10 protein-coding genes and 1 pseudogene are annotated in these 12,401 nt (G+C 65.7%); 9 read left to right on the top strand and 2 right to left on the bottom strand.

All coding sequences use genetic code 11. The features are described from left to right. Positions 1 to 214 precede the first annotated feature (214 nt). Both AAFP35_RS02535 and AAFP35_RS02530 read left to right on the top strand, forming a co-directional pair. A complete protein-coding gene (locus AAFP35_RS02535; RefSeq protein WP_419219941.1) occupies positions 215 to 1,357 on the top strand; it encodes an AMP-binding protein in 1,143 nt (380 codons plus the stop codon). Further along, positions 1,275 to 2,564, top strand: a complete 1,290-nt coding sequence (locus tag AAFP35_RS02530; RefSeq protein WP_419219940.1) for an amidohydrolase family protein — start codon at positions 1,275 to 1,277, stop codon at positions 2,562 to 2,564. Before AAFP35_RS02535 ends, AAFP35_RS02530 begins: the two co-directional genes overlap by 83 nt. Before the next feature lie 60 nt (positions 2,565 to 2,624). Here AAFP35_RS02530 and AAFP35_RS02525 read toward each other — a convergent pair whose 3' ends face one another. Then, the gene (locus tag AAFP35_RS02525) at positions 2,625 to 3,674 is read right to left on the bottom strand and encodes an LLM class F420-dependent oxidoreductase (RefSeq protein WP_419219939.1); all 1,050 of its coding nucleotides are present in this window, start codon (positions 3,672 to 3,674) and stop codon (positions 2,625 to 2,627) included. Then, on the bottom strand, positions 3,674 to 5,434 hold the full coding sequence (locus tag AAFP35_RS02520; protein ID WP_419219938.1) for a class I adenylate-forming enzyme family protein: 1,761 nt from the start codon (positions 5,432 to 5,434) through the stop codon (positions 3,674 to 3,676). The genes AAFP35_RS02525 and AAFP35_RS02520 overlap by 1 nt, the downstream gene beginning before the upstream one ends. 134 nt (positions 5,435 to 5,568) lie before the next feature. Between AAFP35_RS02520 and AAFP35_RS02515 the strand changes: the two are divergent. The 7 genes and pseudogenes from AAFP35_RS02515 to AAFP35_RS02485 all read left to right on the top strand — a co-directional run. After that, positions 5,569 to 5,869, top strand: a pseudogene (locus AAFP35_RS02515) (Rieske 2Fe-2S domain-containing protein); the annotation flags it as partial. A gap of 436 nt (positions 5,870 to 6,305) precedes the next feature. Beyond that, positions 6,306 to 7,127 carry an enoyl-CoA hydratase/isomerase family protein gene (locus AAFP35_RS02510; RefSeq protein WP_419219937.1) on the top strand — a complete coding sequence of 274 codons (822 nt, stop codon included), beginning with the start codon at positions 6,306 to 6,308 and terminating at the stop codon, positions 7,125 to 7,127. A gap of 71 nt (positions 7,128 to 7,198) precedes the next feature. After that, a complete protein-coding gene (locus AAFP35_RS02505) occupies positions 7,199 to 7,975 on the top strand; it encodes an enoyl-CoA hydratase/isomerase family protein (protein WP_419219936.1) in 777 nt (258 codons plus the stop codon). Beyond that, on the top strand, positions 7,960 to 8,784 hold the full coding sequence (locus tag AAFP35_RS02500; RefSeq protein WP_419219935.1) for an enoyl-CoA hydratase/isomerase family protein: 825 nt from the start codon (positions 7,960 to 7,962) through the stop codon (positions 8,782 to 8,784). The genes AAFP35_RS02505 and AAFP35_RS02500 overlap by 16 nt, the downstream gene beginning before the upstream one ends. Continuing rightward, entirely contained in the window at positions 8,784 to 10,292 is a 1,509-nt protein-coding gene (locus AAFP35_RS02495) for a class I adenylate-forming enzyme family protein (RefSeq protein ID WP_419219934.1), read from the top strand. The genes AAFP35_RS02500 and AAFP35_RS02495 overlap by 1 nt, the downstream gene beginning before the upstream one ends. Beyond that, complete coding sequence (locus AAFP35_RS02490; RefSeq protein WP_419219933.1) at positions 10,289 to 11,908, top strand: class I adenylate-forming enzyme family protein; 1,620 nt, start codon at positions 10,289 to 10,291, stop codon at positions 11,906 to 11,908. Before AAFP35_RS02495 ends, AAFP35_RS02490 begins: the two co-directional genes overlap by 4 nt. Continuing rightward, positions 11,905 to 12,372 carry a PaaI family thioesterase gene (locus AAFP35_RS02485; RefSeq protein ID WP_419219932.1) on the top strand — a complete coding sequence of 156 codons (468 nt, stop codon included), beginning with the start codon at positions 11,905 to 11,907 and terminating at the stop codon, positions 12,370 to 12,372. Before AAFP35_RS02490 ends, AAFP35_RS02485 begins: the two co-directional genes overlap by 4 nt. Positions 12,373 to 12,401: the final 29 nt, after the last annotated feature.

The raw sequence follows: 12,401 nt of genomic DNA, 5'->3' as shown, positions 1-12,401 counted from the left end.
ACGTCTACTCCATCCCCACGCCCACCGCCACGAGGTGTCTCACCACCATCCTGGCAACCGACGAGCAACGTCTGCGCATGGGCGGTGGGTCCGCGTTCACCTGAGGAGTGGTGCCGACGCCATCCAGTTTGATGTTGCGGCCTGCCGGAGCGAGATGTTTCTACCGTAATGTTTCCAGTATCATCGTTCACGCGACACATGAGAGGGGACGGGAATGGGAGATGAGGCGCCGGAGCCGCAGACCGAAGCGCCCGGATTCGCCGCCGAGTTGGACCGACATCTCCGCTCCTACCGCGACGGTGCATTCATCGAGTACGCGCGTCGATGGTATTCCGGCGACGAGGTGACCGGTCTGGCCGATGCCCTCCTGGCAGAGATGGATCGATGCGGCATCCCCGGACACGCGACGGTCGGGCTCGTGGCACGCAACCGGGTTCCGCATGCGGCGGCAGCTCTCGGCCTGATCGCCGACGGGCGGCCGGTCACGATGATCTACTCGTATCAGTCCCCGGGCTCCATCGGGCGCGACATCGAGACGCTGGCACCCGCCGTCGTCGTCGCCGACAGTGAGGACTGGACGGAGCCGACCGTCGCGGCAGCCCGGCGCACCGGTTGCCTCGGCATCTCCCTCACACTGCACCCACGGTTGGCGGCCGAAGTGATCGCGCCGCCTTCGGCCGAAATGCTCGCGAGAGCATCCGCGACACGCGACGCGGCCGGCCTGCACATCTTGTCCAGCGGGACCACCTGTCCGCCGAAGCGCACCCACCTGCGGATCGAGGTGCTCCGACACACCGTCACCACGATGACGATGGGTGCCACCGGGTGCCACCGCGATCCACCCGAACTCGTCTACTGGCCGTTCGGCAGTGTCGGCATCTGCCAGTTGTTGGCTGCCCCGTTTCTCGACAAACGCATGGTGCTGCTGGAGAAGTTCTCCGTCGAGGACTGGGTGCGCGCCGTCAAGACCTATCGGATCAGACGGGCGGGCGTGCAACCGGCATTGCTGCGGATGATCCTCGATTCCGGGGTGCCCAGAGAAGACCTCGCGTCGCTCGAGTATCTGCCCGGCGGCTCCGGCCCGTTGGAACCCGAACTCCGCGAGGAATTCGAGCGAACCTACGGGATACCGTTGCTCTGGGCCTACGGCGCAACAGAATTCGCCGGCTCGGTCTGTGCGTGGACACCCGAGGATCATCGGCTGTTCGGCGCCGACAAGCCGCGAAGCGTCGGACGATCGCTGCCCGGTGTACACGTTCGGATCGTCGATCGACATGATCCTGATCAGCGTCGACGATCACATCATCGAGCCGCCGGACATGTTCGCCAACCATCTGCCGGCGAAGTATGCCGATGACGCGCCCCGGCTGGTCCATATGGACAACGGTGCGGACATGTGGAAGTTCCGCGACCGGATCATCCCGAACGTGGCACTCAACGCCGTGGCCGGTCGACCCAAGGAAGAGTACGGCCTCGAACCCGAGGGGCTCGAGGAGATCCGGCCCGGCTGCTACAACGTCGATGACCGAGTCAAGGACATGAACGCGGGCGGAGTGCTCGCACAGATGAACTTCCCGTCGTTCCCGGGATTCGCCGCCCGCCCGTTCGCCACCGAGGATTCCGACTTCTCGCTCACTCTCGTACAGGCCTACAACGACTGGCACATCGATGAGTGGTGCGGCGCCTACTCGGGGCGCTTCATACCGATGGCGTTGCCGGTCATCTGGGATGCGGAGTTATGCGCGCAGGAGGTCCGGCGGGTGGCCGCGAAGGGCGTCCACTCCCTGACATTCACCGAGAATCCAGCTGCCCTGGGGTACCCGAGTTTCCACGACGACTACTGGGACCCGCTGTGGAAGGCGCTCGTGGACACCGACACGGTGTTGTCGGTGCACATCGGCTCGTCGGGCAAGCTGTCCATCCCGGCCACCGACTCGCCACCGGACGTGATGATCACTCTGCAGCCGATGAACATCGTGTCGGCGGCCGCCGACCTGCTCTGGTCGAAACCGGTGAAGAAGTACAAGGATCTCAAGATCGCCCTGTCCGAGGGTGGGACCGGCTGGATTCCGTACTTCCTGGAACGGGTCGACCGGACCTTCGACATGCATGCGACGTGGACGCTGCAGGACTTCGGCGGCAAGCTTCCGAGCGAGGTCTTCCGCGAGCACTTCCTCACCTGCTTCATCAGTGATCCGTTGGGAGTCAAGCTTCGTCACAAGATCGGGATCGACAACATCTCCTGGGAGATGGACTACCCGCACAGCGACTCCATGTGGCCCGGAGCGCCAGAGGAGTTGGGCGGGGTGTTCGACGACGAACAGGTACCCGACGACGAGATCGACAAGATGACGCATCTCAATGCGATGCGCTGGTATTCGTTCGACCCGTTCAAGCACGTCCCACGTGAGCAGGCGACGGTCGGTGCCCAGCGGGCCTCCGCGGTCGATCACGACGTCAGCATCCGCGCTCTGAGCAAGCACGAATCGGATGCCGGGCAGAAGCTCGCGGCGTGGGAACAGCAGATCAAGGCCGCGACCGGTATGCAGCGGTCGAAAGCCTAGCGGTCTCGGACACTATGAGCCCTTCCGGGGAGCGAGAGCCAATCACTCCCCGGAAGGGTTTCATCGTGTCGTCACCGTCGTGTTCTTGAGGTCGGTGACGATCGACGTGATCGCCTCGGCCGACAAGCTCTTCGGGAACGCAGGGATGACACGGTCCACGACCCCGACGCATCGCGCACGGAGCCGCTCGGCGAGATCGTCCACCGGCGCCACGACGGCGAACGTGCTCAGTATCTCGTCGGTGATGCAGTCCCCCATACGATCCCACTCGCCGCGCAACGAGAGCTCTCGCAGTTCGGTCTGCAGGTCGCCCCATCCGTGGAGTTCCAACACCTTTCGATAGGCCGGCGTAGAACCGTAGAACGCGACCTGTCGGCGGCACATCTCGGCCGCCTCTCCCCATGACCGCTCGTCTTCCCCCGTCACGACGAAGAGCGGTGACGTCAGTTGGAAGTCTGCGCGCCTGCGACCCGCACGGTCGAGACCCCGTTGCAGTGTCGGTAGGGTGACCTGCTCCTGGAATGCCTTCGTGGTGAACGGGTGGGTCAGCATACCGTCGGCGACCTCTCCGCACATCTCGGTCATCGAGCCGCCCACGGCGGCGACGAAGATCTTGGGGAACGACTGCGGCGACGGGTCCGGGGTGAACAGCGGCGACATGATCTTGTGCGTGTAGTACCGCCCCTCGAAGCGCAGCCGCGTGCCGTCCCGCCACGAAGACCAGATCGCCTGCAGCGCTTCGAGGAACTCCCGCATCCGCGGCACGGGGTCACTCCACGGCATCGCGAATCGCTTCTCGATGTGGGGCTTGATCTGCGTGCCGAGGCCGAGATTGAACCGGCCCTGCGAGAAGTCCTGCAGATCCCATGCGAGCTGTGCGACCGACATCGGATTGCGGGCGAAGGCAACTGCGATGTTCGTGCCGATCTCCACCCGGGAGGTGTGCTCGGCGGCCAGGGTCAGCGCCAGGAAGGGATCGTGATTGGTCTCGCCCGCCCAGCAGCCGTCGAAGCCACTCGCCTCCACCTGGGCTGCGGCGCTCGGCGCATCGGTCAGCCTGCTGGCGACACCGGAGTCGACGAGCAATGCGGTCGGGTCTGTTTCGTTCATCAGTTCCTCCGGTTCGGGGCACGCGAGGGTTCCCGGCTGCGTTCCACCGCAGCGAGATCGGCGTCGACCTTTTTCTTCAGCTCTTTCTTCGCGATCTTCCCGGTCGCCGTACGGGGCACGTCGTCGGTGACGTACATCGCCTCCGGGCATTTGAACGCCGCCAGGCGCGCACCGGCGAACTCCCGCAACTGCGACAGCTCGGGGCAGGCGCCGGCGCGTGGGATCACCACCGCGCAGACGAGTTCGCCCATCGTGGGGTCCGCAATCCCCACCACGGCGACGTCGGTTACCGACGGATGCTCGAACAGCACGCCTTCCACCTCGGCGCAGTAGACGTTCTCACCACCGCGGATGATGACGTCCTTGACCCGGTCGACGACGTACACGAAACCGGCCTCGTCGATGTAGCCGAGATCGCCGGTGCGAAACCAGCCGTCCACGAAGGCATCTGCCGTCGCGTCGGGGTTGTTCCAGTATCCACGAGTCGTCTGCGGCGAGCGGATGCACAGCTGTCCGAGTTCGCCGGCCCCGACGAATCCGCCACCGATGCGTTCCACACGTAGTTCCGCGGTCATGTTGAGCCGTCCCACACTGTCGCGGCGGCTCGCATACTCCGCGCCCACATTGCTGATCACCGACGAGGTGGTCTCCGTCGATCCGTACCCGTTGAACAGTTGCGTCTGTTCACCGAGCACGTCATGGACGAGTCGTGGCAGATCGGGTGGCACACTCGCCGCTCCCATCGTGAAGGTGGCTATCTGATCCGCGAAGTGCCGAATCCGGGGGTGCTCCAGCATCTCTCGGGCGATGGTCGGCACGCCGCCCAGGCCGGTCACGTTCTCGTCGGCGACGATCCGCATCGCCTCGTCCACATCCCATCGGCGCAAGAGAACGGTCTTCGCGCCCGATATCGCCGCCCCCAGCACCGCGGCCAGACCTCCGATGTGGAACAGCGGGGTGGTCAGAATCCCCGAACGTTGCCCCGACGACGCGGTGGCCGTGGGCAACCCGCCGTTCAGGGTCATGTCGCGGACCGGCATGAACATCATGTTCCAGATGTTCGCGATGGTGCCCCGATGTGTGGTGACAACGCCTTTCGGGTTTCCCGTGGTCCCGGAGGTGAACAGGATGGCGTTGGGATCATCGGGCGCAGGCACCGCGTAGTCGTCACGGGTCAGCGGCGGATGGCTCGTCAGGACGTCGAAGGCATGCTCGTCTGATGCCCCGGCTCCGACGGTGATCATCGGAGATAGCTCGTAGCCAGTTGTTCTGAGCCTGTCGGCCCTTTCCGAATCGGCGATGACGACCGAGGGCCGGGCCTCGTCGAGCGCCCGTGCGAGCTCGGGTCCCTGCCACCACGCGTTGAGCGGGACGAAGATGGCGCCCGACAACGCGGCCGCCCACAACGTGGTCACGAACTCCGGGAGATTTCGCATGGCGACCGCCACGCGATCACCCGGCTTGACGCCGTGGACATCCCGCAGAGCACGTGACAGACCCGCGGCCTGACGACGGATCTCGCCGTAGGTCAGACGCGCGTCGTCGAGGACGAGATAGATCTTGTCGTCATGCGCCGCCGCCATCTCGAAGAGGTCGACGAGCGTCGCAGGCGCATGAGCGAACGAACGCACCGGCACACCGTCGATCTCGACGGTCTCCACCTCGAAGGGACACCCTGGTCCCACGAGGTCGGCCAGCCGCTCGTCGTCCTCATAGCGTCCGACAAAAGTGAACTGATCTGTGACAGGACTGGTGGTCACCGAGGACTCCTCCACTAGAAGGGGCGACATACCCTGGACTTTGCTACCGTAAGTATTACAGTAGCAACAGGCAGAGCCTCGTTCAGCCCTTCGCGACGAGGCCTGCACACAAGAGACCGTCACGGAGAAGCCCCATGGAAGTACCGTTCACCTGGAAGGTCACCGGAAGGTTCGTCATCGGCAGGTCTCCCGAGTTCCCGGTCGGCGAATCGCGGCGTTGAGGTACTTCGGTTAGGACCTCGTCGCCTATCGGGACCAGTCGGGTGAACTCCACGTGATGACCGGGCACTGCAAGCATCTCGGCGCCCACCTCGGGCACGGCGGCAAGGTCATCGACGACTGCAATCGAGTGCCCGTTCCACGGTTGGCGCTGGGGACCGGACGGGTCGAATCGGTTCATCCCCTACGAACCGGATCGGCCGAACAAGCTGCTCAATCTGCGCATCGTCGAACAGCTGACGCGCCGGGAGAGTGAACTGGCGACCTCGGCACCGGCCGATCCGAGTCCGCGTATCGGCTCGGAGTGCAGCGATGCGCAGCGGGTGTATCTCGACCATGCCTTCGACATCGGCGCGTTCAATCCCGGCTTCCCCGAATACCGGTTCGACCATGGCATCGGTGGCGTGCTCGTGTGACCGGTCAGTCGGCGCATCACTGCGGCAGCGGCCGTGGTCTGGGTCAGCGGGCGCTCTCCGAAACCTGCCGACGACCGAGGCGACATGCCGAGATCGGGGTGGTCGCGCTGTGTCATGTGAACCCTTCTTGCCGCACCCGGTACCGCTGGTCGCGAATACTTGCTAACTTGGGAAAGTATTAACGGTATTACCTACCGTATAGCTAACAGTATCCCGTGGAAGGTGTGGTTTCAACGGTGACCCAAGACAGCGGCACGGCGGCAGAGGCCGGAAGGGTGTACGTCGATCGACGCGGGTCGGTGTTGCATCTCGTACTGGATCGACCGCGGGCGCGCAACGCGCTGACCGCCCCCATGGTCGAGACACTGATCGATGAACTCACCTCGGCGGCGATCGACGATACGCTGCGCGCCGTCCACATCTCCGGCAGCGGCAGCAACTTCTGCGGTGGCGCCGACTGGGTCGCGACCAACAGCGCGGGCCGTGAACGCCCCCGCAGCGGAGATCTGGTGCGGCGCATCCCACATGCTGCCCATCGGGTCGTCGAGCTGGTACACGACATCCACCTCCCGGTGATCTGCAGCGTCCGCGGCTGGGCAGTCGGGCTGGGCTGCAACCTGGCGCTTGCCGCCGACTTCACCGTCGCCGCCGACGATGCGGTGTTCTGGGAACCGTTCCTGACCCGCGGATTCAGTCCCGACTCCGGATCGACTTGGCTGCTGCCTCGTCTGATCGGCCTCGCGCGGACCCGCCGGATGCTGCTGCTCGGCGAGAAGGTGGGCGCCGCACAGGCCCAGGATTGGGGGCTCATCCATCGAGCGGTGCCGACCGCCGACCTCGACACGGCGAGCGGCGATCTCGTCGCGAGGCTCGCATCGGGTCCCACCGTGGCGATCGGCTTCGCCAAGGAGGCCATCAGGCGCAATCACAGCGCCGTACTCGCCGACGCCATGGACACCGAACTGCACGGCCTGGAACTGTCCTGCCGGACTGCCGATTTCAAAGAAGGACTCGCAGCGTTCCGAGATCGTCGGGACCCGGAGTTCTGCGGCCACTGACCACATCTGGTCGATCCGGACCGACCGAAGGGAACCACACAGAATGTCCTACGACACCATCAAAATACGAGGTGGACGCGCACACCGCCACCATCACCCTCAACAGACCCGACGCGCTCAACGCACGCAGCCCACACATGATCACCGAACTGCGTGCCGCTTACGCCGCGGCCGAGGACGACGATCAGGTCTGGCTGCTTCTGGTCACCGCAAACGGCCGGGCATTCTGCACCGGGGCCGACGTCAAGGAGATCCCCGGCGACGGGAAAGTCGTCAACGAACGCCCGTACCTGTCCACCTACGATCAGTGGGAAGCGCCGCAGGAGGGAACTCCACCGTTCCGGACCATGGCCAAGCCCGTCATCGTCGCGATCAACGGGATCTGCTGTGGCGCAGGGCTGGACTGGGTCACCACCGGGGACATAGTCATCGCCTCCTCGACGGCGACGTTCTTCGACCCGCACGTCAGCATCGGTCTCGTCGCCGGCCGCGAAGTGGTCCGACTGGCTCGCGTGTTGCCTCGTTCGGTCGCGCTGCGGATGCCGTTGATGGGTAAACACGAACGCATGGGCGCCGAACGAGCGCTCCAGCTGGGGATGATCAGCGAGGTCGTCGAACCAGACCGATTGCTCGACCGCGCCCACGAGATCGCCGCGATCGTCAATTCCAATGCCCCGCTGGCCGTACGTGGTACTCGCCTGGCCATCCTGAAGGGACTCGACCTGCCGCTACACGAGGCCGAGATGCTCGCCGAGTCGTTTCGCGAACGGGTGACGCGCACCGAGGATGCCTTGGAGGGACCACGCCCGTTCGTGGACAAACGAGCACCGGAATGGCAGTGCCGATGACCGTGAAACCCGCGAAGACCGTCGATTTCGAGACAATACTGCTCGACGTCGACCCCCACGATCGCGTCGCGACGATCACCCTCAACCGGCCCGCCCGGCTCAACACCTTCAACCGGACCATGTGCCGTGAGATGCAGCAGGCCTGGCAGCGCATCAAGGCCGACGACCGGGTCCACGCGGTCGTGTTGCGTGCGGCCGGTGACCGCGCATTCAGCGCAGGCCTCGACGTCAAGACACCGTACGGGCAACCCGACAACATCTGGAACCACGAGGATCCCGGCGAGCTGCTGAGCCCCAAGTGGCAGAAGATGTGGAAGCCGGTCGTGTGCGCCGTCTCGGGTATGTGCACCGCGGGGGCGCTCTACTTCGTCAACGAGTCCGATGTGGTGATCTGTTCGTCGGCGGCGACCTTCTTCGACTCCCACGTCACCGCCGGGCTCGTCTCGGCGCTCGAACCGGTGGGATTGATGCGACGTGTCGGTCTCGGCGAGACACTACGGATCGCGTTGATGGGCAACGACGAACGTGTCGGCGCCGATACCGCCCTGCGAATCGGCCTCGTATCAGAGGTCACCACCCCCGAGGAACTCTGGGATCGAGCGCACGTGATCGCGGCGACGATCGCCGCCAAGCCGCCGACGGCCACGCAGGGCACCGTGAAGGCCATCTGGGAGTCATTGGACAAGCCCTATCGGGCGGCGATGGACCAGGGGCTGATCTACACCAGGTTGGGCAATCCCATCGCAACGGCAGAACTACGCGATTGCGCCTCCCCGACATCACCGTCGTCGAACCCGAGGATCCGCTGATGACCGACACCGTCCTGGCCGAAGCCGCGATCGATCACCGCCTGGTGGCACGGATCGCCGCAGCACTGACGCTGCAACCCGACTCCGAAGCGGTGGAATTCGACGGCGACTCGGTGACCTGGGGAGAACTCGCCACCGTCGCCGGCCGGATCGCATCGATCGGTCGCGAACACGGCGGTCCCGCACCGCAGGTGGGTATCGTGCTGCGCAACAGTCCGGTTCACGTGGCCGCCTTCCTCGGCGTGTTGTTGGCCGGCGGTTGCGTCGTGGTGATCAACCCTGCACGCGGAGACGTCCGCAACCGTGCCGACGTCGACGACCTCGAGATGTCGGTGATCGTCGGGACCGCAGAGGATCTGGCGACGAACGTCGACGCGCAGCGCTGCACCACGGTGACGGTCGAAGACATGACGACCGATCCGAGCGTCAGGTCGGTGTCGTCGCAGGGCGACCACGTGTCCGGCGCCCAACGCCCCGACGTGGCCGTACACATGTTGACCAGTGGCACCACCGGGCCGCCCAAACGCGTCGCCCTGACCTACGACATGCTCGCCCACAGCGTGATCGGTCCAACCGACACCGCCCCACCCTCGCGGCTGAGCAGCGGGGTGGCCATCGTGAACGCCCCGCTCGTACACATCGGCGGTGTGTTCCGAATACTCCAGTGCATCGTCGCGGCACGCAGATTCATGCTGTTACCCCGCTTCGAACTGACCACCTGGGCCGACGCCGTCCGCAGGCATCGGCCGCGTGCGGTCTCACTGGTTCCGACGGCGCTACGCATGGTGCTGCATTCGGATCTGACCCGCGACGATCTCGCGTCGATCAAGGCGGTCACCTCCGGCACCGCTCCCCTGTCGGCGGCCGACGCCGACGCGTTCACCGAGAAGTTCGGTATCCCGGTGCTCACCTCTTATGCAGCAACGGAATTCGGTGGCGGGGTGGCCGGATGGACACTAGCTGACCATCGCGAGTTCTGGATGTCCAAGCGCGGCAGCGTGGGTCGGGCGCAACCCGGTTCACAATTGCGTGTGGTCGATGACGACGGCACCGCCCTCGGGCCAGACCAGACCGGTCTGCTCGAGGTCAAGCCGGGACAACTGGGCGCTGCCGCCACGTGGATCCGCACCACCGACATCGCACGAATCGACGACGACGGATTCCTCTGGATTCTCGGGCGCGCCGACCAAGCGATCATCCGCGGGGGCTTCAAGATCATCCCCGAAGACGTCCGCACTGCGCTGGAGAGCCATCCCGCGGTCGAAGGTGCGTGCGTCGTCGGGCGATCCGACCCACGTCTGGGCGAGACCCCCGTCGCCATGGTGGAACCCCGCCCCGGACAGGTGGTCACCGTCGACGACCTGATCGCGCACCTGTCGGGCAGAGTGGCTCGGTACGAGATCCCGACCGCGATTCAGATCGTCGACGCCATCCCACGCACACCGTCTGGCAAGGCCGACCTCTCGGCGGTTCGCGTTCGGCTCGATGGGGGTGACACGCACGCATGAACGTCTCCGCATCTCCCGCCTCGACGATCGGGGCACTGATCCGCCGTGGAGCGCAGGAACATCCCGACAAACCGATGGTGATCGACCCCACCGGGCAGGTGAGCTACCGAGAACTCGACGTGACCTCCCGCACGATGGCCGCGACCTTCGTCGACGCGGGCATCGGCCCCGGTACCCGCGTCGGGCTGATCATGCCCAACAGTTCGGGGTGGGTGCAGATCGCCGTCGCCCTCACCCGGATAGGTGCCGTCCTGGTGCCGTTCAGCACCCTGCTGACCGGTCGCGAACTGCGTGATCAACTGCGCGTGTCCGACGTCGCCCACCTGATCACCGTCGACGAGTTCCGGGGCCACCGTTACCTCGACGACCTCGGTGACGCGCTCGGATGTCCCGGACCTCGAGCCGGCGGGATGACCAATCCGGAACTCCCCGCGCTGCGCCGCATCTGGGGCCTCGACGAGGTGTTCCGCCCCCAGCGCTTCCCGGATACACGCACCGTGGTGGACGCTCTCGGCGACTCGGTCACCCCGGGCGATCCGATGGTCATCGTCTTCACCTCAGGCAGCAGCGGAATCCCCAAGGGTGTCATCCATTCCCACGGTGGGGCGCTCGGTGCGGTTGCAGCCGGCCTCGAGGCCCGGTGCATCGATGCCGACACGCGGCTCTATCTCCCCATGCCCTTCTTCTGGGTCGGTGGATTCGGCGCAGGCATCCTGTCGGCGTTGATCGCAGGCGCCACCCTGGTGACCGAGGAGGCCCCCGCGCCGCAGACGACCCTCGCCCTGCTCCATCGCGAGAAGGTGACGCTTTTCCGTGGGTGGCCTGATCAGGCCGTTGCCCTTGCCCGGCAGGCACAGTCGACCGGCATCAACCTCTCGACGCTACGTCCCGGCAGCCTCGAAGCATTGTTGCCGGCAGCTCGACGCGCCGAACCCGGTGCCCGGGCGAACCTGTTCGGGATGACCGAGTCCTTCGGCCCCTACTGCGGGTATCGGGCCGACACCGACATGCCGCGCTCGGCGTGGGGCAGCTGCGGAAAGCCCTTTGCCGGCATGGAGGTCCGGATCGTCGACGACACCGCGGGCACGCCGGTCGCGACCGGCGTCACCGGAGAGATCCAGCTTCGAGGACCGCACGTGATGCAGGGCATCTGCGGCCGCAGCCGGGAGGAGGTCTTCACTCCGGACGGCTACTACCCCACCGGCGATCTCGGACACCTCGACGACGACGGATTCCTCTTCTATCACGGAAGGTCCGACGACATGTTCAAGGTGAGTGGGGCCACGGTGTATCCGAGCGAGGTACAGACCGCGTTGCGCACCATCGACGGAGTCGAGAACGCGTTCGTCACCCGCGTCGACGGCGAGGCGGGCACCCGCGTGGCCGCCGCGATCGTCGGACGCGGCGACCTCACCGCTGAGTACATCCAAGAGAAGGCGAGAAATGTGCTGAGCTCCTTCAAGATTCCCACCATCTGGCGACTGATCGACGATGCCGAGGTGCCGCGCGGGTCGACCGGGAAAGTCGACACCCGGGCGCTCCGAGCGCTGTTGAGCACTCCCGTCGAGGTCGCCGAACGCGCCCCCGCCTCCGCCGGACACGCAGAGCGGTCATGACCGTCGACGAATCCCACGAAACCGGCCCGGCCACACCGAACCCGGTCACCGGACCGGCGGACATCTTCGAGACATTCGCCCAGATCGGCTACGGCCCGGCCCACCACGATGGCGCAGAACTGGTGGTCGAGCTACCGGTCGCACCGCATGTGGTGAACACACGCGGTGGTATCCAGGGCGGTCTGCTCGCCGCGATGGTCGACATCGTCGCCGGGCAACACGCCGTCGAGGGACGCCCCGCGGAGACCGGTGTCGTCACGTCCGACATGAACATCCGTTTCCTGCGACCGATCTCCGAAGGGGCCGCGCGTGCCCGCTCGCGAGTCCTGCACTCGGGACGCCGGTCGGTCATCGTCCAGGTCAACATCTTCGGGACACGGCCGGAGAAGCTCGCGGTCACCGCGACCGTCGACTTCGCGATCCTCACCGGGCCGAACGGAGGTCGTCCGGGCCGCACCGGCTGACGGCCGTCGTCCAGGCAGTTCGTCGCCGA

Source organism: Gordonia sp. CPCC 206044, from assembly GCF_048537895.1.
Classification (GTDB): domain Bacteria; phylum Actinomycetota; class Actinomycetes; order Mycobacteriales; family Mycobacteriaceae; genus Gordonia.
This window is presented reverse-complemented; position numbering and strand designations above follow the sequence as displayed.

Bases quoted from the DNA above. Each gene is read 5' to 3' on its own strand.
- AAFP35_RS02530 (WP_419219940.1), top strand. From the start codon at position 1,275: ATGATCCTGATCAGCGTCGACGATCACATCATCGAGCCGCCGGACATG.
- AAFP35_RS02535 (WP_419219941.1), top strand. From the start codon at position 215: ATGGGAGATGAGGCGCCGGAGCCGCAGACCGAAGCGCCCGGATTCGCC.
- AAFP35_RS02495 (WP_419219934.1), top strand. From the start codon at position 8,784: ATGACCGACACCGTCCTGGCCGAAGCCGCGATCGATCACCGCCTGGTG.
- AAFP35_RS02525 (WP_419219939.1), bottom strand. From the start codon at position 3,674: ATGAACGAAACAGACCCGACCGCATTGCTCGTCGACTCCGGTGTCGCC.
- AAFP35_RS02485 (WP_419219932.1), top strand. From the start codon at position 11,905: ATGACCGTCGACGAATCCCACGAAACCGGCCCGGCCACACCGAACCCG.
- AAFP35_RS02500 (WP_419219935.1), top strand. From the start codon at position 7,960: ATGGCAGTGCCGATGACCGTGAAACCCGCGAAGACCGTCGATTTCGAG.
- AAFP35_RS02490 (WP_419219933.1), top strand. From the start codon at position 10,289: ATGAACGTCTCCGCATCTCCCGCCTCGACGATCGGGGCACTGATCCGC.